Origin of the sequence: Photorhabdus hindustanensis (assembly GCF_002968995.1) — a bacterium.
Taxonomy (GTDB): Bacteria; Pseudomonadota; Gammaproteobacteria; order Enterobacterales; family Enterobacteriaceae; genus Photorhabdus; species Photorhabdus akhurstii.
In genome coordinates, this window is record NZ_PUWT01000022.1 from 45652 (window position 1) to 68560 (window position 22909).

17 protein-coding genes and 2 pseudogenes are annotated in these 22909 nt (G+C 43.2%); 14 read left to right on the top strand and 5 right to left on the bottom strand.

The window, feature by feature from the left end; translation table 11 throughout:
- From nuoJ to nuoN, 5 genes are read left to right on the top strand one after another with little or no spacing between them, the layout of a single operon-like run.
- Positions 1-546, top strand: a complete 546-nt coding sequence (gene nuoJ / locus C6H66_RS08775) for an NADH-quinone oxidoreductase subunit J (protein ID WP_036781359.1) — start codon at positions 1-3, stop codon at positions 544-546.
- Entirely contained in the window at positions 543-845 is a 303-nt protein-coding gene (gene nuoK, locus C6H66_RS08780) for an NADH-quinone oxidoreductase subunit NuoK (RefSeq protein WP_011147297.1), read from the top strand. The genes nuoJ and nuoK overlap by 4 nt, the downstream gene beginning before the upstream one ends.
- Entirely contained in the window at positions 842-2689 is a 1848-nt protein-coding gene (gene nuoL / locus C6H66_RS08785; protein ID WP_105395374.1) for an NADH-quinone oxidoreductase subunit L, read from the top strand. The genes nuoK and nuoL overlap by 4 nt, the downstream gene beginning before the upstream one ends.
- Positions 2690-2709: 20 nt before the next feature.
- Positions 2710-4230: an NADH-quinone oxidoreductase subunit M gene (gene nuoM / locus C6H66_RS08790; protein WP_046395988.1), complete on the top strand. Its 1521-nt coding sequence runs from the start codon at positions 2710-2712 to the stop codon at positions 4228-4230.
- Positions 4231-4236: 6 nt separating this feature from the next.
- Positions 4237-5694 (top strand): NADH-quinone oxidoreductase subunit NuoN, encoded by a 1458-nt coding sequence (gene nuoN, locus C6H66_RS08795; protein WP_036811909.1) that lies wholly within the window; start codon positions 4237-4239, stop codon positions 5692-5694.
- A gap of 1197 nt (positions 5695-6891) precedes the next feature.
- On the opposite strand, the gene C6H66_RS08805 is transcribed toward nuoN, so the two are convergent.
- From C6H66_RS08805 to C6H66_RS08815, 3 genes are all read right to left on the bottom strand, one after another.
- Positions 6892-7422: a hypothetical protein gene (locus tag C6H66_RS08805; protein ID WP_046395990.1), complete on the bottom strand. Its 531-nt coding sequence runs from the start codon at positions 7420-7422 to the stop codon at positions 6892-6894.
- Positions 7423-7740: 318 nt separating this feature from the next.
- Positions 7741-8802 carry an alpha-xenorhabdolysin family binary toxin subunit B gene (locus tag C6H66_RS08810; protein WP_046395991.1) on the bottom strand — a complete coding sequence of 354 codons (1062 nt, stop codon included), beginning with the start codon at positions 8800-8802 and terminating at the stop codon, positions 7741-7743.
- Positions 8803-8849: 47 nt separating this feature from the next.
- Positions 8850-10076, bottom strand: a complete 1227-nt coding sequence (locus tag C6H66_RS08815) for an alpha-xenorhabdolysin family binary toxin subunit A (RefSeq protein WP_105395375.1) — start codon at positions 10074-10076, stop codon at positions 8850-8852.
- Between the two features lie 1017 nt (positions 10077-11093).
- Between C6H66_RS08815 and menF the strand changes: the two are divergent.
- The 6 genes and pseudogenes from menF to menE all read left to right on the top strand — a co-directional run bounded on the left by menF (position 11094) and on the right by menE (position 18217).
- Positions 11094-12414: pseudogene (gene menF / locus C6H66_RS27245) on the top strand (isochorismate synthase MenF).
- 113 nt (positions 12415-12527) lie between these two features.
- Entirely contained in the window at positions 12528-14222 is a 1695-nt protein-coding gene (gene menD, locus C6H66_RS08825) for a 2-succinyl-5-enolpyruvyl-6-hydroxy-3-cyclohexene-1-carboxylic-acid synthase (RefSeq protein WP_105395376.1), read from the top strand.
- Positions 14183-14989, top strand: coding sequence for a 2-succinyl-6-hydroxy-2,4-cyclohexadiene-1-carboxylate synthase (gene menH, locus C6H66_RS08830; RefSeq protein ID WP_105395377.1), 807 nt, complete (start codon positions 14183-14185; stop codon positions 14987-14989). The genes menD and menH overlap by 40 nt, the downstream gene beginning before the upstream one ends.
- 11 nt (positions 14990-15000) lie before the next feature.
- Complete coding sequence (gene menB / locus C6H66_RS08835; RefSeq protein ID WP_105395378.1) at positions 15001-15858, top strand: 1,4-dihydroxy-2-naphthoyl-CoA synthase; 858 nt, start codon at positions 15001-15003, stop codon at positions 15856-15858.
- Positions 15858-16829, top strand: coding sequence for an o-succinylbenzoate synthase (gene menC / locus C6H66_RS08840; RefSeq protein ID WP_105395379.1), 972 nt, complete (start codon positions 15858-15860; stop codon positions 16827-16829). The genes menB and menC overlap by 1 nt, the downstream gene beginning before the upstream one ends.
- The gene (gene menE, locus C6H66_RS08845; RefSeq protein ID WP_105395380.1) at positions 16817-18217 is read left to right on the top strand and encodes an o-succinylbenzoate--CoA ligase; all 1401 of its coding nucleotides are present in this window, start codon (positions 16817-16819) and stop codon (positions 18215-18217) included. Before menC ends, menE begins: the two co-directional genes overlap by 13 nt.
- Positions 18218-18301: 84 nt before the next feature.
- Here the strand turns inward: menE and C6H66_RS08850 are convergent, their stop codons facing one another.
- Entirely contained in the window at positions 18302-19744 is a 1443-nt protein-coding gene (locus C6H66_RS08850) for a catalase (RefSeq protein ID WP_105395381.1), read from the bottom strand.
- A 284-nt stretch (positions 19745-20028) separates the two neighbouring features.
- On the opposite strand from C6H66_RS08850, the gene C6H66_RS08855 reads away from it, so the two are divergent.
- Positions 20029-20571, top strand: a complete 543-nt coding sequence (locus tag C6H66_RS08855) for a YfaZ family outer membrane protein (protein WP_105395382.1) — start codon at positions 20029-20031, stop codon at positions 20569-20571.
- A gap of 56 nt (positions 20572-20627) precedes the next feature.
- On the opposite strand, the gene tyrP is transcribed toward C6H66_RS08855, so the two are convergent.
- On the bottom strand, positions 20628-21773 hold the full coding sequence (gene tyrP, locus C6H66_RS08860) for a tyrosine transporter TyrP (RefSeq protein WP_248000637.1): 1146 nt from the start codon (positions 21771-21773) through the stop codon (positions 20628-20630).
- A 411-nt stretch (positions 21774-22184) separates the two neighbouring features.
- On the opposite strand from tyrP, the pseudogene C6H66_RS26715 reads away from it, so the two are divergent.
- Positions 22185-22326: pseudogene (locus C6H66_RS26715) on the top strand (ShlB/FhaC/HecB family hemolysin secretion/activation protein); the annotation flags it as partial.
- A gap of 207 nt (positions 22327-22533) precedes the next feature.
- Positions 22534-22731: a hypothetical protein gene (locus tag C6H66_RS25610; RefSeq protein ID WP_146111036.1), complete on the top strand. Its 198-nt coding sequence runs from the start codon at positions 22534-22536 to the stop codon at positions 22729-22731.
- Positions 22732-22909 lie beyond the last annotated feature (178 nt).

Consider the following 22909-nt stretch of genomic DNA (forward strand, 5'->3'; position numbering starts at 1 on the left):
ATGGAATTTACGTTTTATACTGCCGGGCTGATTGCCATATTGGCAACTATCAGGGTGATTACCCATACCAATCCGATACACGCGCTTTTGTATCTGATTGTGTCTCTGCTGGCGCTTTCAGCGGTGTTTTTTTCGCTTGGCGCTTATTTTGCCGGTGCGCTAGAGATCATCGTCTACGCCGGGGCCATCATGGTGCTGTTTGTTTTCGTGGTGATGATGCTTAACCTTGGCAAATCTGTTGTTGAACAAGAGCGTGTCTGGTTGAAGCCGAGGACCTGGATTGGTCCGGGGATACTGTCAGCGGTGCTGCTTGTTGTGCTGGTGTATACCATTATCAATGTTTCTCATGGCGATATTGCTGACAATATCACCGGTGAAGTTATCAGTGCCAAAGAAGTGGGTATTAGTTTGTTTGGTCCGTATGTATTGGCCGTTGAACTGGCTTCTTTGCTATTACTTGCCGGTATGGTGGTGGCGTATCACATAGGCCGTGAGCATAAACAGGGTGAAGTGCTCAGCAACCGAAATGCGGAGGAACAACCATGATACCTCTTCAACATGGACTGATTTTGGCGGCCATTCTATTTGTGTTGGGCCTGACCGGGCTCATCATTCGCCGTAATCTGTTGTTTATGTTAATTGGGCTTGAAGTGATGATTAATGCTGCGGCTTTGGCTTTTGTTGTGGTAGGCAGCTATTGGGGCCAGCCAGATGGTCAGGTGATGTTTATTTTGGCTATCAGCTTGGCGGCAGCCGAAGCGAGTATTGGCCTGGCGCTGTTATTGCAGCTCTATCGTCGTCGCCAGAATCTGAATATTGATACAGTCAGTGAGATGCGCGGATGAACTTACTCTATTTAACAATTCTGCTGCCACTGCTGGGATTTTTGCTGTTGGCATTTTCCCGTGGCCGCTGGTCTGAAAATACATCAGCCACCATCGGGATTAGTTCTGTTGGTTTGGCTGCGTTGGTTACCTTATGGGTTGCTATCGATTTCAACAGTCAGAATGGTGCGGGTGATCTGGTTTACAGTCAGAACCTGTGGAACTGGATGGAAGTTGGGAATTTCAGTATCCCGTTTACTCTGGTGCTTGATGGTTTATCCCTTACCATGTTGAGTGTGGTGACTGGCGTTGGTTTCCTGATCCATATGTATGCCTCGTGGTATATGCGTGGTGAAGAGGGTTATTCCCGTTTCTTCGCTTATACCAACCTGTTTATCGCCAGCATGGTGATACTGGTTCTGGCAGATAACATGATGCTGATGTATCTCGGTTGGGAAGGGGTAGGGCTGTGCAGTTATTTGCTGATTGGCTTCTACTATACCAACCCGGCGAATGGCGCTGCGGCAATGAAAGCCTTTGTTGTTACTCGTGTGGGTGACGTCTTCTTGGCTATCGGCATGTTCATTCTGTATGACAATTTGGGAACGTTGAACTTCCGCGAGTTGGCGATTTTAGCTCCACAGCATCTGGAAGCCGGTTCTTCAGTGATTACTTGGGCAACCCTGATGATATTGGGGGGAGCAGTAGGTAAATCAGCCCAGTTGCCGTTACAAACTTGGTTGGCCGATGCGATGGCAGGTCCAACGCCGGTTTCTGCGCTGATTCACGCCGCGACGATGGTAACCGCCGGGGTTTACTTGGTTGCACGTAGTCACGGCCTATTCTTAATGGCGCCGGAAATCCTGCAACTGGTTGGCACTATCGGTGCTGTCACGCTGGTGTTGGCAGGTTTTGCCGCGTTAGTGCAAACCGATATTAAGCGTGTATTGGCTTATTCAACCATGAGCCAGATTGGCTACATGTTCTTAGCATTGGGGGTTCAGGCATGGGATGCGGCAATCTTCCACCTGATGACTCACGCTTTCTTTAAGGCGCTGTTGTTTCTGGCATCGGGTTCCGTCATCCTGGCCTGTCATCACGAGCAGAATATTTTCAAAATGGGAGGATTGCGTAAATCCATTCCGTTGGTTTATGTCTGTTTCTTGGTGGGTGGCGCGGCGTTATCAGCGTTGCCAATCGTCACTGCCGGTTTCTACAGTAAAGATGAAATTCTGTGGGGAGCGATGTCACATGGTCATATCAACCTAATGCTGGCGGGTTTGGCGGGGGCATTTATGACTTCCTTGTACACCTTCCGCATGATTTTCATCGTATTCCACGGTGAGGCGAAAACAAAAGCCCATCCTGTTAAAGGTATTACCCATCACCTGCCGTTACTGGTATTGCTGGTGCTTTCCACCTTTGTGGGCGCACTGATTGCGCCGCCATTGGCGGGTGTGTTGCCGGGAAGCCATGCAACGGATCACACAGGTAAAATGACCTTGGAAGTGGTTTCTGGCGTGATCGCTGTGGCGGGTATTTTGCTGGCAATGGCACTGTATCTGGGTAAACGTCAGTTGGTGAATGGTGTGGCACAAAGTGCTCCGGGGCGTTTCTTCTCCGTATGGTGGTTTAATGCTTGGGGCTTTGATGTTCTCTATGACTGGGTATTTGTTAAGCCGTTCAAGAACATTACACATGTATTGCGAAACGATCCGCTAAATTCACTGATGAATATTCCTGCGGTGTTATCACGCTGGAGTAACAAAGGTCTTAGTCTGAGTGAAAATGGACAGGTCCGTTGGTACGTTGCCTCTATGGGGTTGGGTGCAGTGCTGGTTTTAGCTCTGCTGCTACTGGTTTAATTTAAGGGATACATTGCGCCATGCTATTACCTTGGCTAATTCTTATGCCCTTCATCGGTGGCCTGTTGAGTTGGCAGGCTGAACGCTTCGGTACCCGTGTACCGCGTTGGATCGCGTTAATCTCGATGGGGTTGACTCTGGTACTCTCTCTGCAACTGTGGTTGCAGGGGGGCTACACCTTGGCTAATCCACAAGGGATACCTCAATGGCAAGAGGAATTTCTTATGCCGTGGATCCCACGTTTTGGCATCAGTATTCACCTTGCTCTGGATGGCTTATCGCTGCTGATGGTGGTGTTGACCGCGCTACTGGGGCTGATGGCTATTCTCTGTTCATGGACGGAAAATCAGCCATATCAGGGCTTTTTCCACTTGAACCTGCTGTGGATCTTGGGTGGTGTGATGGGGGTGTTCCTCGCTATCGACATGTTCCTGTTCTTCTTCTTCTGGGAAATGATGTTGGTGCCGATGTACTTCCTGATTGCACTTTGGGGGCACAGAGGCTCAGGCGGTAAGACTCGTATCACCGCGGCGACCAAGTTTTTCATTTACACTCAGGCGAGTGGCTTGGTGATGTTAATTGCGATTATGGCGCTGGTACTGGTTCACTATAATGGAACAGGCGAGTGGACATTCAGCTATCAAGAACTGCTGAATACACCAATGTCACATACCGTTCAATACTTACTGATGCTCGGTTTCTTCATTGCATTTGCTGTAAAAATGCCGGTTGTGCCTTTACATGGGTGGTTGCCTGATGCGCACAGTCAGGCGCCAACAGCGGGTTCTGTTGACTTAGCCGGCATCTTGCTGAAAACCGCAGGTTATGGTCTGTTGCGTTTTGCTTTGCCGTTGTTCCCGGAAGCTTCTCATGAGTTCACACCGATTGCGATGTGGTTCGGTGTGCTTGGGATCTTCTATGGCGCATGGATGGCGTTCAGCCAGACAGATATCAAACGCTTGATTGCTTATACCAGTATCTCTCATATGGGGTTTGTGTTAATCGCGATCTATTCTGGCAGCCAGCTTGCTTACCAGGGGGCGATTATTCAGATGATTGCTCATGGTCTGTCAGCCGCAGGTATGTTTATTCTCTGTGGACAACTTTATGAGCGCTTACATACCCGTGATATGAATCTCATGGGGGGCTTGTGGAAACGTGTGCAGTTCTTGCCTGCGTTATCGCTCTCTTTCGCTGTTGCGACACTGGGAATGCCGGGGACCGGTAACTTCGTCGGTGAATTTATGATCCTGTTTGGTAGTTTTAGTGAATTTCCGTTAATTATAACGATTTCTGTATTTGGTCTGGTTTTCGCTTCTGTTTATGCCCTGTACATGATGCAGCGTGCTTACTACGGTGAGGCAAAATCAGACGAACCACTAAGACGGATGGATATGCGAGAAGTATCCATTGTAATGGTGCTGTTGATATTACTGGTGGTGATGGGTTTTTACCCACAACCTATCCTTGATACTTCAGCGGCAGCGATGGATAACATCCAGACCTGGTATTCAGCTTCAATTTCAACTACAAGGCCGTAATTCGCCATGACAATAACTCCTCAACAACTGATCGCGCTGTTACCGCTGTTGATCGTCGGATTGACGGTAGTGGTTGTGATGCTGTCCATTGCGTGGCGACGCGATCACTTTATTAACACTACTCTGACCGTGGTAGGTTTGAATCTAGCTTTGCTGTCTCTCTATTTTGTCGGACAGCAAGAAGCGATGGATGTCACCCCACTGGTTCATGTGGATCGCTATGCTATGCTCTATATCGGTCTCGTGCTGGTTGCGAGCCTGGCAACGACGACTTTCGCCTATTCTTGGTTAGAAAATTATCCAGATAACAAAGAAGAATTCTATTTGCTGGTGCTAATTGCGACAGTAGGCGGGATTCTTCTGGCTTGTGCAAACCACCTGGCATCATTGTTTATCGGTATTGAGTTATTAACTTTGCCGCTGTTTGGTTTGATTGGTTATGCATATCGCCAGAAACGCTCTCTGGAAGCGGCTATCAAGTATATGCTGCTGTCCGCGGCAGCCTCTTCTTTCATGCTGTTTGGTATAGCGTTGTTATATGCGGAATCAGGCGATCTCTCTTTTGCCGCATTGGGGCATCGTTTGTCTGACAGCTATATCTATCAACCTTTGATACTGTCAGGCTTGGGTATGCTGGTTGTTGGCCTTGGCTTCAAATTATCACTGGTTCCTTTCCATCTCTGGACACCGGATGTTTATCAGGGAGCGCCGGCTCCGGTCTCTACCTTCCTGGCAACAGCCAGTAAGATAGCGATTTTTGCAGTAGTGGTGCGCTTGTTTGTTGAAGCGCCAATGGCGGATAGCGAAGCATTGCGCACGGTATTAACCGTTATTGCCATTGCTTCTATGCTGTTCGGTAACTTGATGGCGTTGACCCAGACAAATATCAAACGTCTGCTTGGTTACTCTTCTATTGCTCACCTGGGTTATTTGTTGGTGGCGCTGGTGGCGGTACAGAATCACCAGCTTTCAGAAGAGACGGTCGGTATCTATCTGGCAGGTTATCTGTTTAGCAGTATCGGCGCATTTGGCGTTGTTAGCCTCATGTCCAGCCCATATAAAGGGCCGGATGCAGATTCCCTCTACTCATATCGTGGCTTGTTTTGGCATAAACCTATTCTGTCCGCGGTGATGACGGTAATGATGTTGTCGCTGGCGGGGATACCAATGACATTTGGCTTTATTGGTAAATTCTATGTCATTGTGTTGGGTGTGAAAGCGGAACTGTGGTGGCTGACGGGGGCTGTGGTGGTAGGTAGTGCTATCGGTTTGTATTACTACCTGCGGGTGATGGTCAGTTTGTACCTGCCTGCGCCAAAGGCCCTTAACCGCGATACACCAAGGAACTGGGCATCAACTGCCGGCGGGATCGTTGTTCTGGTTTCCGCATTATTGGTATTAGCGTTAGGTATCTGGCCTCAACCGCTGATTGATGTGATACAGCAAGCGAAAATTATTCTCTAAATAGCCAGTCGATTGTTACGGATTATTTGGAATATAAAAACCCGGTAAGATTATTCTTACCGGGTCAGTTTTGAAAAGACTTGGGTTATAAAAATAAAATATTTTATTTATTAAAATAGTCTCGTCATATGATTTTAGGTTTTCTCTTAAAACCATGTCTATTTAAATGATGTTTAAATAAATCAGTAAATTCATTTAATAATATTTTATGTTCTTATTTGCCTTTTTTACGGGGTATAAATGAGATTTCAAAATGGTTATACATCTTATGTCACTTATAATCAGGTGGCAATTACACAGAATAATGTACAGACTCTTAACCTCTGGTTTTAATCGTTGTTCTTACTGCCTGATTTCTATTAAGTTTAATCATCATGGTATATTGTGTTTTACGTTTAATCAACGTTAATCATACTTGCTTTTTATCTTTGTTGATGCTGTTTCATTGGCAATTTTGAACAGTTTTTATAAGTTATCACTCTTTCTTTTATCTTTATAAATCAACCAATAAATAGCTTGATGGTATAAATATTCCCCTTTGTGTTTTTTCGGATAATATTCTTTTTTCGCTGATTTCTTTTCAATCTGCTATTAATAGTTAATAGAATTGGATTAAGTTTGATTAACGTGTTTTTAAAAATATGCATTTATAGTTAAATCCGTCTTTTATATGAGATCTTTAATATTTTTGTTTTTGTGATTTCAAATGGTCATGTCAGGTTAGGTAAATGTAAAATAAGTGGGGGATAACATTGCCGATAAACGAATTAAATATGGATGTAAATAGGCTGTTAAAGGGGAATGCAGGTGAAAAGATAAAATGAATATGGTTAAAAAGGTGATATCGAGTAAAGCGATTTTCATTCCGAGAGTTTTCTTATTTTTCAATTAAAAATTCATTTAATGAGTGGTTTTTATTGAGCTATTTTGAGCCTGTAATTTAAATTTACCCATTTTCATTAAATCGATACTCTGATTTTCTCGTTTTTCCTTTTTCTTGTATTTTATTTTTAGGCTTAAAACCAAAGAGGGTAAGAAATATATTAATGGTATTAAAATTAAAGTCCATTTCTTTAATTGTCGCATCCAATCTGACTTCTTCAAGAATATATTCAGGATAACATCTTTCACAGTAAACAACGTATTTAGCAATGCACCTTTGGCACATATCCAAAGGTGCATCTTCGACAGTTCGTGTTAGTTGTAGTTTACCCAGCAGTCATAGGATGAAATGTACGGCGGCTGATACAACCCGCCCGTGATATTTCCGACTTTCATTTGCAGGGTAATCCTACAGTCTGCTGGAACATTAGCTCCTGCGGCATTGATTGTGGCTGAGTCGCTGGCTACATCCGGAAATGCTTCCCATGCAGCAGAATTATCCGGGGTGGTGATGAAAAGACGCAGCGTGATTTGATTTTGCCAGCCAGCCCAATTGATTCGGTCATAAGTACACTGAATGGTGTTCACAATTCCTGAAGGCGTCGGTCCGTTCAAGGGAGCTAAGGTTGTACCAGAAATATACTTTCCGCCTTGAGTTGGTTTAGGGCCGAAACCAGAGCGATACCAACGTGGTCCGGTCTGTTGCGTGAGACTGTCCTCGGCTTCAATTTGCTGTTGTAGCAACTCCAGCAGAGATGGGTCTTCTTTGGTTAGGTCTACTTGGGTCAACGAAACAGTTTGTTCCTCTTTCAACAACATATTAGAGGACAGAATTAGCTTGCTCATTTACATTCTCCTAATTTATATCGAAAAAATGGTGACGAGCATTAAAACATCACTCGATCATGCAATACAATCGATCATGTGACACAATCGATAATGCAGGACTGATGCTTATTAGAAGGGTAGATTTGTGAAAATCTTTCAGTTTTCGCGTAATGATATTATGCTCCCAATCTAGCAGACGTGCGGCCTTGCTTATGTCTTTGGGGATGTTTTTAAATGGGTTGGTCAATAACCTGACCCGGTAAGGTTTATTCCTACCGGGTTGTTTTTATCTCCTATTTTTTATCTCCTATATAGGAGAATGAGTCTTCTTAGCACTTAACTCAGTAGCATTGAGTGATATTGCAATGCTAAATCATCAAGGAAATCCAACTGTTTGTGTATGATCTTGGTTAGATCTTGTTGGTCGATTTTACCATCTATGGTGTTCTGTAATTGTTTGGCAAATATATTCCATGCTTGTTCTAATTTAGCTGCTTGAAGTAGTAATGTGGTTCTCTCCTTGTCGATTTGGTGCACATCCTCTATACCGGCAATCCGTTGTTCTACTCCTTTTAATTGGATTTTCAGGTCGTCGCAATCTTTGTTTATCTGATTGATTCGTTCATCCAATTTGGCTCTGGCATCAGCCAATTCTATATATTTCAATCCTTTGGAAATATTACCCAGAATCTTTTTAGCAATTTCAACTCCTTGCTTAATTGCCTGTTTGATCAGTTCTTTTTTAGGATTGGCTAAATCCAGTTTATCCAGATCGCTGATATTGGGAATATAGTCTTTGAACATGTCAGCCAAATTGTATTGACGGATAACGTCCTGGCTTTCGATGATTTTGTTGCGATCTACAACTAATTTGGCTTTATTTTTCTCTTGCTGAGCAATATCAGCCTGAATTTCTGCTTTTCGTTCTTGTTCCTCTTTCAGACTACTTTCCAGGCGTTCTAAGATCACGACATTGCTTACATCGGCAATCCTACTTGCCATTAGGTTCGCTTCTTTGCGTAAGCTGCGAATAACACCTTTGACATCTTTTTTTAGATTGCGGATATGTTCTGAGCGTGCTTCCAAAAGAGTATTTCGAGTTTCATCATCTAATTCGGGATCTTCCAGTTCTGTATCGATTTCAGTGAGGGTCAGGAAGTAGTCTTGAGGGGGTAGTTGTCTCAGGACAGTTTGCAATTGAGGCACAGAGGCACGAGCTGCTTCGTCGAGGTCACGGCTGTATAAGCTTATCCGTAGTGTTTTTTCCTGAATGATTTCAATGCCTGACTTTTGCTGGTGTGACAGCCGCCAGATATTTTTCACTGCTTGACTCAAGGTTTTTACGTTAATTTCTGGGTAAACAACAGTCTGCTGTGGAAAAGTGATGATCTCACTCATTCTAATACTCCTTTTTTCTATTTCTTATGTCATACGAGAGGAAACAATTAGTTGTAGCGATTTTTGTATTCTTTCAACGCCTCATCGAAAACTCTGACTAATTGTTTAGCGGAGCCTTCTACCTCTTTCCAAGGGCTTATCACTTGCTGGAATTTAGTGATGAAAGAGGTCAGTTTTAGTGCGTCGTTAATCTGAGAGAATTTATCCCTAGAGGCATTGATTTGAGTTAGCATGGATTGCCACATGTAATCCAAATGGTTCAATGCCACTTCTGCATCCAGCAAACGGGTATCAATGTCGCTAAAATCAAGAGATAAAGTGGTAATGGATTTTTGTAGGGCGCGTTTACCTTTAATGTTATCTTCCAGGCTGCGTACTTCTGCGATCAGTTCATTTTTCAGTTTACGTACTTCTTCTGCCTTAGAACCAAAAATACCGCCAGTAATTGCGAGACCTATAATCCCTCCGGCAATACCAGAAAAAGCCAGGCCAACGAATTTATTGTAATCTTGCTTGAGTTGGTCGATTTCCGCTTTCTTTTCGATAATTTTTTCGTCCAAATCTCCGATACTGACTGACATTTTATTGTCTCTCATCAGCTTTCTTTTACTTTCAACTTGTGGTTGCAAGCCCATAGCGATACTGCCATTTGACAGCCTGCCACCAATCAGTTTTAGTTTGAAATCGGATACTTCGTTTTTGACTTTTTCAGTTTTTTGCCGCTGTTTCTCAATATCGCTCTTCATGGTGTCGAGGATTTCTACCAGAGCATACGATACTTCTCTATCTTCGTAGGTATAGGTGATCTCGGAAAGTTGTCTTCTTGAGATATCTCCCAATCTTCTCTTGATGCGTTCAATAATTGGCATTTCATTGATGATACTGAGTATATTCTCTCCGGCTTCGGTAATTTGTTGACCAATAACTTCCAGATCAATGCTTTGTTGTAGAACATCTTCTTCTACTTCACTCCAGCTAAGAGAATGGATGCGGATTTCTTCAAACAAGGCATAAATATCCTCTGGTTCCAGTCCAGCGATATTGACTCTTTGGTAGCCGAGATAGCTCTTCACTTCCTCAAGATTAAAAGGTAGTGACAGACCTTTCTTGACATACAGTTTGATATTAATCAGGTCTTCTTTGGTAAATATTCCTCCGGGGCGTGCAACACCTTCTCGTTTACCAGTCAGTAATTGCAAGGTGGCCGAGGGAATATCTGTTTCGTTCAGTGTTTTTTCCGCTGGAAGTTGAGCTAATAACATATATTTCTCCATTAATGGTTCTTGCTTTATTGAAAAATTATTAAATACATCACGGCACAACCGAACGTCATAATACTCATGTTGTTAAATTAATGTTGTATTTTTTATTGAATAATCCGAATTAAAAATACACATATTTTCGGGATTGATTGTTGAAAAAATAGTTTTATTTATGAGTTTTATTAAATAATTTTTTGTCGTTTTCATTAATCTTAAATGAAATTGTTTATGATTTTTGTATATCTAATGTATGGAATTAAATAATATGAATTTTTATTATTTTAGTCATGAAATGTGAAAACATTCTTTTGTTTTTCTTGTTTATATGATTTTAAATTTCATTTTTTAATTGATGTTAATGTAAAAAACATAAAAAATTTTAATGTTGTTTTATAAAAGTCATTTTAAAACAATTAGTTGTGTTGGTTTGTGATGTGGGGGTTATGTGATTTTCACATTATTAATTTAAAAAGTGGGTAATATAGTCTTTTTATAAAGAATGAGTTAAATATTTTTTGATTTGTCATTTATGGCATGTTTAAAAAAAATGGGGTCGTAACCTATTTTTCTGATGTTATTGAATAAAGTCTTTTGTTATTTTCAGATCTATATTTCAATTAAATTGTTAATTATTCACACAATAGGTTAGAATTAACAAATAAGGTGGATGTTTTTATAATTCTATTTGGCTATTGTGAAAATAATATATGTTTTTTTATAGCGCGATTTTTTTAGAAAAATAAATATTTATTTCTTGGTTTATAATAACGCTATTTATTTAGTAAATTTTCCGTAGTAAGTAAAAGAGTCGTTTTTTTATAAATTGCATCGAAAGGATTGATCATACTAATGAACTTAATATTCCTTATCTAAAGGACAAAACGTCTGATGTAGCTTGTTTCAGTATTGGGATAATGGCATATCACTAACGGAATCGAACAAGCATAACTACATAAATAATCAGGACTTTAATTATTATTAATGCCCCGTATAATCTTACTTTTTATCACGTCTTTTGGGGCAGAAGTGATGAATCAAATTGCTAATGTTGTCGCTAATGTATGCAAGACACTGAATAATAAACAAGTTAGTGAAGTTGGTATCCAACAGATTTCATTTCCTCTGCCAGTAGGTTGCTGCACTTACTGGCTGGAATGGCTGGCAGCGCAGTCTCATTATCCGCAGTTCTATTGGCATCACAGAGAGGGCTATGAAGAGGTCGCTGCTTGTGGGCAAATCCATCTTTTCAGTGATATTATTTCAGCCGAAAATTTTTTGCACAGAAACCGTCAATTTCCACAGATACGGATCTGGGGGCTGAATGCCTGGGATCGGATTCAACCCGCTCGTATTACGCGATCCGAAGCAGGGGACGCGGGTTATCTGTTTTTACCCCGTATCGAATTACGTCGCTACCGTGACGAAAGCTGGTTGTATTTGAATATAGCTGGCCGACAGGATGTGAGAAATGCACAGGAATTCCTGCAACAGTTAGTTCCGCACCGGGAATTCTCCGCGTTACAGGCAGTGGTAGTGAATGCGGAGAATATACCGGAACGCGCCCGGTGGTGTGACTTGATTGAGCTGGCTTTGGAGACTATCACCCATCGTAAGATGGAGAAGGTTGTGATGGCGCGTAAGACGCAGTTAATACTGAGTGAGCCTTTAGCGGCTGCCCAATTTATGGCAGCGAGCCGCCAGATAAATCACCGTTGTTATCATTTTATGTTGGCGTTTAATCGGCATGAGGCATTTTTGGCGTCTTCGCCAGAACGGCTTTACTACCGTAAGCAGACTCAACTTTATACAGAGGCGCTAGCGGGGACGGTTGCCAATTCTGATAATACTCAGCACGCCGAAAAATTGGGGCAATGGTTGCTGGAAGATAAAAAAAAATCAACATGAAAACTTGCTCGTTGTTGATGATATTTGCCAGCGTCTTCAAGGTGCTGTGGTTTCTGTCGATGTGGCTCCGCCAGATGTGATTCGTTTGCGAAAAGTCCAGCATTTACGGCGTCGGATTCAGGGAAAGTTAGAGAGTGATCGTGATAGTGATTGCTTGCATCGTTTACAACCAACGGCGGCTGTTGCTGGATTACCTCGTGAAGCGGCGCGTGATTTTATTCGTGATAGCGAACCATTTAGTCGTGATTGGTATGCGGGTTCCGCAGGATATCTTTCCTGTGAACAGAGTGAGTTTGCGGTTTCCCTGCGTTGCGCAGAAATTAACAACAATTTACTTTCTCTATATGCCGGTGCCGGGATTGTGATGGGTTCTGATCCACAACAGGAGTGGATAGAGATAGAGAATAAAGCTGCTGGGCTGCGCACTTTACTGAAAGGTGAATAGTTGAATGAAAATAATCTCCGATTAAGTGGCAATTCATTGAACTAGGATAAAGAAATAATTATTTGTGCCGTTAGGCTAATAGTCAGCTTTTATAGAAATTCTCTGAGTAAACTATGTCAAACAGCGCATTTAACCGCCGCTGGGCGGAACTTTTATTGGAAGCACTCACTCGTCATGGATTACGTCATGTTTGCATTGCGCCCGGTTCACGTTCCACGCCTTTGACAATAGCTGCCGCGGCAAATAGCAAACTGATTTGTCATACTCATTTTGACGAACGTGGATTAGGGCATCTGGCACTGGGGTTATCCAAAGCAAGCAGAGAGCCGGTTGCCGTTATCGTGACTTCTGGAACCGCGGTGGCAAATCTCTATCCTTCATTAATTGAAGCCAGTTTAACGGGTGAACGCGTGGTTTTCCTTACGGCTGATCGGCCACCAGAATTGATGGATTGTGGTGCAAATCAGGCTATACGTCAGAATGGTATTTTTGCTTCTCATCCATGCCAAACAATCTCTTTGCCAAGGCCGACTGTAGATATACCGGCAAGTTGGCTGGTTTCTGTCATAGATCATGGTATGGCGAATTTGCGACATGGGGCTTTGCATATTAATTGCCCATTTGCCGAGCCATTATATGGTAATGAAGAGCCGGCTTATGAAGAGTGGCAGCAGCAGTTAGGCGAGTGGTGGAAGAGTAACGAACCTTGGTTGGGCCAGCCAGTCGCTAATGTTATGGCGGAAGTACCGGATTGGCACTGTTGGCAACAGAAAAAAGGCGTTGTATTGGCTGGTCGAATGAGTGCCGAAGAGGGAGTTAATGTTGCTAAATGGGCAAAGGCATTGGGTTGGCCGCTGATTGGCAATGTGCTTTCACAAACTGGGCAGCCATTGCCTTGTGCCGATTTATGGCTGGATAATCCTCATGTGCAGGAGATTTTAGCGCAAGCGCAACTGGTCGTGCAGTTTGGTTCCAGCTTGATAGGGAAACGCTTGTTACAGTGGCAGGTGAAATGCCAGCCGCAGGAGTTTTGGATTATTGATCCAATACCTGGCCGACTTGATCCTGCCAATCATCGTGGCAAGAAATTAACCTGTCATATTGCTGACTGGTTACTGGCTCATCCCGCGCAGTCGCGTGTACCGTGGGCACAATCGCATACATCTTGGGCAGAAGAGCTTATTGTCTGGTCAGAAAAAGCCGTCAACTGCGTCAGAACTGAATTGGCAGGGAAATTCGGTGAAGCAACCGTGGCCTATAAGTTGCGTGAATTATTGCCTGAACGCGGGCAGTTGTTTGTCGGTAACAGCCTGATTATTCGCCTGATAGATGCGTTGGGGCAATTACCGGCTGGGTATCCGGTTTACAGTAACCGGGGCGCTAGCGGCATTGATGGATTAATTTCCACTGCGGCGGGTGTGCAACGGGCAACAGCAAAGCCCACTTTGGCTATTATCGGTGATTTATCGGCGCTTTATGATCTCAATAGTTTGGCGCTGTTGCGTCATCCTTCCTCACCCATTGTGTTAATCGTGGTAAATAATAACGGCGGGCAGATTTTCTCTTTACTACCAACCCGGGAAGAAGCAAGGCAACGTTTTTACTGTATGCCTCAGCAGGTTAATTTTGATCATGCTGCGGCGATGTTCGGCTTGAAATATGCCAGCCCACAAAGTTGGATGGAGTTGCAACAAAGTATTGAACAGGCATGGCAACAAAATGAAACCACGCTGATTGAGCTGAAAGTGCCGGAGAGAGAAGGGGCTGAATGTTTGCAACAACTGTTAAAACAGGTGGCGATGTTGTGAGTCTGGCTTGTCGCAAGTTCAATAGTCACAATGATCGCCCTTGGCTGGTGTGGTTGCATGGATTATTGGGCTGTAGTGATGAATGGTTGCCGTTAGTGAATCTGTGCGCTCAGCATCCCTCATTGGTCATCGATCTGCCCGGTCACGGTGATTCTACTGACGTGCAGGTAAAAGATCTTATGGATATGAGTTGTCTTTTATCTGAAACATTAGCAGAACAGCAAATTAGCAAATATTGGCTGATGGGCTACTCATTAGGAGGCCGTATTGCTATGTATCATGCCTGTTATGGTGATATGCGGGGATTATGCGGGTTACAGATCGAAGGAGGAAATCCTGGATTGTTTTCCCAACAGGAGCGGAGTAATCGTCTCGAACACGATAGAAATTGGGCCGGACGTTTTCGTTCTCAGCCGATTGAACAGGTTTTATCTGATTGGTATCAGCAGCCGGTTTTTGCTGATCTATTACCTGAACAGCGTCAGCGATTGATCAAAGTACGCCGTCATAATAATGGCGATGGTGTGGCTAATATGCTGGAAAATACCTCACTTGGACATCAACCTTGGTTAGTACCTGTACTGCGACAAGTGAGATTACCTTTTGCTTATCTGTGCGGCGAAAATGATAAGAAATTCCAGCGATTGGCAAAACGTTGCGCCTTGCCGCTGCAAACTGTTCCACATGTTGGGCATAATGCTCACCGAGCGAACGCGGTGGCGTTTGCTGCGGTAGTAAACCATTTTTTATCACTCTTTAATGTATAAGGAATACGAATATGATTTACCCGAGCGAAGAAGAACTTTATGCCCCAATTCTATGGCAGGACTGTTCCGAAGGGTTTGAAGATATTTTTTATCACAAATCTACCGATGGTATGGCTAAAATCACCATTAATCGCCCTCAAGTACGTAACGCATTCCGGCCATTGACGGTTAAAGAGATGATGTTGGCGTTGGATGATGCCCGTTATGATGACAATATCGGTGTGATTATCCTGACGGGTAGGGGTGAAAAAGCTTTTTGTGCTGGTGGAGATCAAAAAGTCCGTGGCGATCATGGTGGTTATAAAGATGACAACGGCATGCATCACCTGAATGTCTTGGATTTCCAGCGCCAGATTCGCACTTGTCCAAAACCCGTTGTTGCTATGGTTGCTGGATATGCGATTGGTGGTGGTCATGTACTGCATTTGGTGTGTGATCTGACCATTGCGGCTGATAACGCTATTTTCGGTCAGACCGGGCCTAAAGTGGGTTCTTTTGATGGCGGTTGGGGAGCATCTTACATGGCACGGATTGTTGGTCAGAAAAAGGCCCGCGAAATTTGGTTCTTGTGTCGTCAATATGATGCTAAACAAGCGTTGGAGATGGGGCTGGTTAACACAGTTGTGCCTTATGCGGATCTGGAAAAAGAGACCGTTCGCTGGTGTCGTGAAATGCTAAAAAATAGCCCAATGGCCCTGCGTTGCTTAAAAGCGGCTCTAAATGCGGATTGTGATGGTCAGTCTGGATTGCAGGAGCTGGCAGGTAACGCCACCATGCTTTTCTATATGACAGAAGAGGGTCAGGAGGGGCGTAATGCATTCGTTGAGAAACGACATCCTGATTTCAGTAAATTTAAACGTAACCCATAATGCGTACTGCAACTTTATATCGGTTCAGATTGCCAATGGAGGCTGGTGTTATCCTGCGATATCAGTGGCTTAAAACTCGTGATGGTTTTTTGGTTCACTTACAGGAACATGATCAACAGGGATGGGGTGAAATTGCACCACTACCGGAATTCAGCAAAGAAACAGTTGAACAGGCGGGTGAAGCTGCGGTGGCATGGCTTAAACGGTGGTGCCTTGGCGCTGAACTTGATGAAGTTGAATTACCTTCTGTCGCATTTGGAATTAGCTGCGCATTAGCTGAATTGCAGGGTAAATTACCGGAAGGTGCTGACTACCGGAAAGCGCCGCTGTGTAATGGCGATCCTGATGAACTGATTGTTCGCCTCAGTAACATGGATGGTCAAAAAGTCGCCAAGGTGAAAATCGGGCTGTATGAAGCTGTACGTGATGGCATGGTCGTTAACGTTTTGCTGGAAGCGGTACCGGATTTGTTTTTGCGGCTGGATGCTAACCGTAGTTGGAGCCGTGCTAAAGCGGACAGTTTCGCTAAGTATGTCAATCCTGATTACCGCCACCGAATTGCCTTTTTGGAAGAACCTTGTCAAACCCCGGAACAATCACTCTCTTTTGCCCGTGATACTGGGATCGCTATTGCATGGGATGAAAGCGTTCGTGATGAAGGTTTTAACGTAGCGGCACAAGCAGGGGTGACAGCTATTGTGATTAAACCCACTCTGATTGGCAGCCTTGCCCGTTGCTGTCAGTTGATTTCAGCCGCGCACAATGCGGGATTGGAAGCGGTGATCAGCTCCAGTATTGAAACCAGCTTCGGTTTAACTCAGCTTGCCCGTATTGCTCATTGGCTGACGCCAGCGACTATTCCTGGACTGGATACGCTGGAATTGATTCAGTCTCAGTTAGTACGCTGTTGGCCGGGTAGCACGATGCCAGTAACAGGATTGGACGAGTTAGAAATCGCATGGCGCAGTTAAATCCATTTACCCAGTGGCCGTGGCGCTACTGGGCATCGTTTAGCCCTGAAAATATGGCTGTTAAGTTGTGTGATCGTTCCCTAACCTGGCATCAATTAGTTATTTCTCTGGATAAGATAGCGGCCAATTTTCGTCGGCAAGGAGTGGTTGAAGGCAGTAACGTCATGCTGCGGGGGAAAAACAGCGAAGAGATGCTATTTTGTTATCTTGCGGCGTTACAGTGTGGTGCGCGGGTATTGCCACTGAATCCTCAATTGCCTGAAATACTCTTGGCTCAATTACTGCCGCATTTGAATATCGATTTCGTGGCTGATTTTTGTGATGACAGTTTGCCTGTGATGGATGCCATCTCCCTCGATTGGAAAAGTGAACTACTGAATTCTGAGGATAATTCAGTGGCATGGGATGCTATGCGTCCGGCCAGTATGATACTGACCTCTGGCTCTTCCGGGTTGCCTAAAGCGGCTGTTCACTCGATTCATGCTCATCTTGCCAGTGCGCAAGATGTACTTTCAGTAATCAATTTTCAGCAGCAAGATAGCTGGCTTCTCTCATTGCCGTTGTTTCATGTATCTGGTCAGGGGATCATTTGGCGCTGGCTAATAAAAGGGGCCTCTTTAGTACTAAGAAATACCAGTCTGTTAGATCATACTTTGGCAGATTGTACTCACGCATCATTGGTTCCAACTCAGCTTTGGCGGTTACTGGAGTCTTCACAAAATCAGTCACTGAATTTGAAAGAAGTACTTTTGGGTGGATCAATGATCCCCATTGAATTGACTCAAAAGGCGGAGCAGCAAGGTATTCGTTGTTGGTGTAGTTATGGTTTGACCGAACTGGCTTCAACCGTATGCATTAAACGGGCAGACTATCTTCCCGGTGTCGGCAATCCCTTACCGGGCAAAGAAATTCGGCTGATAAATGAAGAAATTCAGATTCGTTCTGGCAGCCTCGCTAACGGATATTGGCTGGATGGAAAATTACAACCGTTGGCTGATCGTGATGGTTGGTTCCATACCCGAGATCGGGGAGTGATACAAAATGGTGAATTGCGGATACTTGGTCGGATGGATAATCAATTTTTCAGCGGTGGAGAAGGGATTCAGCCGGAAGATATTGAACGGGTGATTAACACCTACCCACAGGTCGCGCAAAACTTTATTGTTCCCGTACCCGACCCTGAATTTGGTTATCGCCCTGTCGCGGTAATAGACAGTAGTTCATCTGAGGTCATTGATACATTGCCTGAATGGTTGATTGGTAAACTGGCTTCTTTTCAGCGCCCGATAGCTTACTATCTGTTACCTCAACAGTTTAAAAATAACGGCGTTAAAATTTCCCGTCAGCAAATTAAAAAATGGGTGTTGGATTTACCAAGTTTATATTGAGTTATTTTGATTTGTTTTCGTACTGCCCATTATTTATCGTGTAATAATGGGCAGAGATGGTTAAAAAAACAGGGTTGCTAGATATTATCCTTTGAGTTTTTTCAGCGCGTTTTCAACACCGGCGCCATATTCTGGGTGAACTTTTCTAAATAGCTCAACCTGACGGTGTTGAGTATCTTCATGTGCTTGTGACAGTTCACGGGCAATACGGTCAAACATACGTTGGTGCTCTTTACTATTTATTAACATAAACAGTTTACGAGGCTGGCTGAAATAATCTTCATCTTGACGATGGTTCCAGTTGTCAGCATCTCCTTCTAAAGCTAATGATGGATGTTTGAATTCAGGTTGTTCCTGGAACAATCCTGCATTGTTTGGTTCATAAGTCACCGTATTTCCGCTGTTGCCATCGACACGCATTGCCCCATCACGGTGGTAATTATGGAACGGACAGCGAGGTGTATTGACCGGAATTTGATGGTGGTTAACGCCAAGACGGTAACGTTGAGCATCACCATAAGAGAACAGACGGCCTTGTAACATCTTATCAGGAGAGAAACTGATACCCGGCACGACATTAGCGGGGTTGAAAGCTGCCTGTTCAACGTCTGAGAAATAGTTATCAGGATTACGGTTTAGCTCGAAATAACCGACATCAATCATCGGGTAGTCGCCGTGAGGCCATACTTTGGTCAAATCAAATGGGTTGTACGGTAACAGATTAGCTTCTTTCTCTGGCATAATTTGGACTTTTAATTTCCAGCGTGGATAATCTCCTTGCTCAATTGCTGCAAACAAATCACGCTGAGAACTTTCACGATCTTTACCTACCAGCGCTTCTGCTTCTTCGTCCATCAGGTTTTTAATGCCTTGCTGACAGCGGAAATGGAATTTCACCCAGAAACGTTCATTATCTGCGTTGATAAAGCTGAAAGCATGGCTACCAAAACCGTGCATATGACGGAAAGATTTAGGTACGCCACGATCACTGAAATCAATGGTTAATTGGTGCAGTGTTTCAGGTTGATGAGAGAGAAAATCCCATTTATAGGCAGGATTGCGTAAATTAGTGTGGGGATCGCGTTTAACAACATGGTTAAGATCTGGGAACTTCAGTGGATCACGAAGATAGAATATCGGGGTGTTGTTGCCGACTAAATCCCAGTTACCTTCTTCAGTATAGAACTTAAGCGCAAAACCACGAATGTCACGTTCGGCATCTGCTGCGCCGCGCTCACCGGCGACGGTTGAGAAACGGGCAAACATCTCGGTTTTTTTGCCTATTTCAGAAAAAATCTTAGCTCGGGTGTACTTAGTAATATCGTGAGTAACCACAAAAATTCCATGAGCTCCAGAACCTTTAGCATGCATACGGCGTTCTGGGATCACTTCACGATCAAAATGGGCAAGCTTTTCTAAGAACCAAACATCTTGTAACAACATAGGACCACGTTGACCCGCAGTCATGACATTATTGTTGTCAACGACAGGGGCGCCAGCATTCGTTGTAAGTCCTCTCTTTTTCATCACACTTCTCCTGTTTTACATGAAAAAAAACAGCGGAATCGCTGATTTAAGAAAAATGTTCTGGTCAATGGCGAAATGCAAATATTGTGTTTTTTATAATTTATTTATTATTTTCTTGTTTACTATTTAATATGAAATTATTTATATAGTTAATTATTAAGTACATGAAATGAAGAATTCACACATATTTAGTAAGTATAGATGATTCATTTCTTTTTGTTGTCTATCGGTTTAGTTGTATTTACGTAAGATGTGTAACATTAAGTAAATAAAGAGGAAATGTAATGAAGATTTATCTTGCTGCGGTAGCGACCGGTTTGTTATTCATTGCTGAGTCTGCGAATGCAATTTCCGTGAATGTTCAGGCTGGTCGCCATTTCACCAATACTTCTGCGGCAATTGGTGATAACAGTGCTGGCTTATCTTTTAATGGCAACTGGGCACGCAGTGATCATAACGGTCAGTTGGGAAGTTTGGGAACCGCATTTAGTCTGCCTGTTGGTCCATTGACGGCTAGCATTGGCGGTAAGGTTCTCTATTTATCCCCTAAAGATGGAAAAAATGGTGAGGCATTAGCGGCAGGTGTGGGTTTGAGTTGGACTGTTATGCCCTCTTTAGCTCTGTACGGTGAAGTTTACGGAGCGCCATCCAGATTAACTTCGGGTATTAATTCTTATGCTGAGGCTGCTGGTGGCTTACGTTTTACCGTATTTAAACCGTTGACAGTGGATGCAGGTTATCGGGTTATGAACATGAGAGGGAAAGAAGGAAATAGGGATAACAAATTGGCGGATGGATTCTATATCGGTGCCGGTTTGAATTTTTAATTTACTTTTTCCATGCCGTCCGCACCATTTCTGATGCGGACAGTTTCGACTGCCAATTAACCCACTTTTGGCAATAAACCACTGACAATACCTATCTGGATGGTGATCACCGTAATTCCGCAAAGAAATATCAGAATCAAAGCGGGTTTTCCGCCTTTTACTCGATAGGCTCTTTGCTCAATTTGACGGCTGCGCCATGCCAGCATGGAAGGTAGTAATAAGGCGAGAATAGAGAGTGCTACTGCGGCGAAAGTTAACGCCATAACAAAGTTTGGATAGTATAAGGAGCAAAGCAACGGTGGAACAAAAGTGATGATGCCGGTTTGCAGGCGGCCTGTCGCATTATTACGGCGTTTGAACAGATCTGCCATGTAATCAAACAAACCTAAGGAGACCCCAAGAAATGAGGTTGCCAGCGCCAAATCAGCAAACAGACGGACCGCAAGCTCTACACGAGGCGTCGCGACAACTTCTCTCACCGCTTTTAACAGCCCATTCAATCCTGATTGCTCCGCTAAGATCCCGACAAAAGTGTGGGAAGAAATGGCGCCCAGTGTAGCTAATTGCCATAAGATATAGGCAGTCAGTGGGATAGCACTGCCGATAACAAATATTTTGCGTAACTTTTGGGTATCGCCTCCCATATAATTCACGATACTTGGCACACTGCCGTGAAAACCAAAAGAGGTGAATACCACGGGAATAGCCGATAATACCAAACCCTGTTCCAAAGGCATTGACATCAGATTAGTGCTTTTGATGTGGGGCATCATGACAGTCAGCATAATAACCAGGAAAATGATTTTTGCAGTAAATAGCAGGCGGTTAATCATATCGACAGATTGAGTACCGATAGTGACAACACAACCTGCGACAAGGGTGAAAATCAGTACGCCAAATGAGACAGGAATCGGTTTATCCAGCCATGAAGAGAGACTGCCTGACAGCAATTCACCGGCGCCACTGATATAAGCGGTTGTCAGGGCATACATAAGGAAGAGCATACTGAAACCGGTGAGCCATTGGCCTCCTCGACCAAGATAACGTTTTGCCAGCGTTCCCAGGCCCGTATCAGCCGGGCTGTATTGATAAACTTCCACCAGCAATAAAGCGGTATAGCTCATCAAAACCCAAAGAGCGACTAACATCACAAAGGTTGTTCCAAAACCGACACCGGCCGCTGCCAGCGGCATCGCCAGCATTCCTGCGCCAATTGTCGTGCCCGCTACGATAAAAATACTGCCAAGAGTACGATTCTTCACGCTTTCCCCTAGTTTATGAACTGATTGAAATCGTTATGGAAAGGCAGGCTAAAGGAATAATTTATTTATGTCAAATTAAGGTTACACTTAGTGTAAATAAATGATTACAATTGCGTTTTTGCATGATCCTAAATTATGTATTTCGTTAAATATAAAAAGTTAATTATTCTATTGAATTTTTAAAAAAACCACATTTTACTCACACTTAAATAAGATAATTTTTTATTTTCATCTGGATTGCCAATTAAAATAAGACGTTATTCATTATCTTAACAATTAACGTATGGTGAAATAATAATTATCAATGGAAAGCATATCTGTTTGTCTTAGGACATTAGTTGTAAATGGTCATTGTCTGCTAGTTACGGTCAAACCACACCGTACAACCTTATATGCCAAAGAGCGTCTCTCACTAGGTGGGCAATATTCTGTTCGGGGATTTAAAGAACAATACCTGACCGGCAATCACGGTGGGTATTGGCGTAATGAATTGAAAAGGATCTTATCTGATAAGAAGGTTGTTCAATCTCCTATCACACGAACTATTCAAAGTAATGATGGTATTCGTTATGAACGCGTAGTGATTACAGAAAAAGATGATAGGAATTGACAAGTTTAGTAATTACAAATCTACTAATATTATAACTATCTTAACTGATAAGCATGGTAACCTAATTACAACAACTCCGGGAAGAATAAAATGAAATTGATGGATTCGTTAATAGAAAAAGAGTATCGTCAACAGTTGCTTCAATCAAGAAAGTCGTTGTTTACTGGTGATAATCCTGAGTTACTTTCACTTTTGTATGAAGTGAGACCAGAGACTAAAAGTGCATTATTTATCAGACATTTTCCTGATAGAGATTTAGGTAATAATAGCAGATTCATTTATTATTAATTTTCATCCTGAATACCATCTGTGAATTATTCAACCTACGTATAATATTGGAAATGAAATTATAGCCAAATGGGGAAATGTTAAAATTGATTAAAAAGAAGTTAATAGAGGATTTAAGATCATTTATTAACTTCCGATGTTTTCAATAAGAACATATATATCTAATTGTTATTTCCCC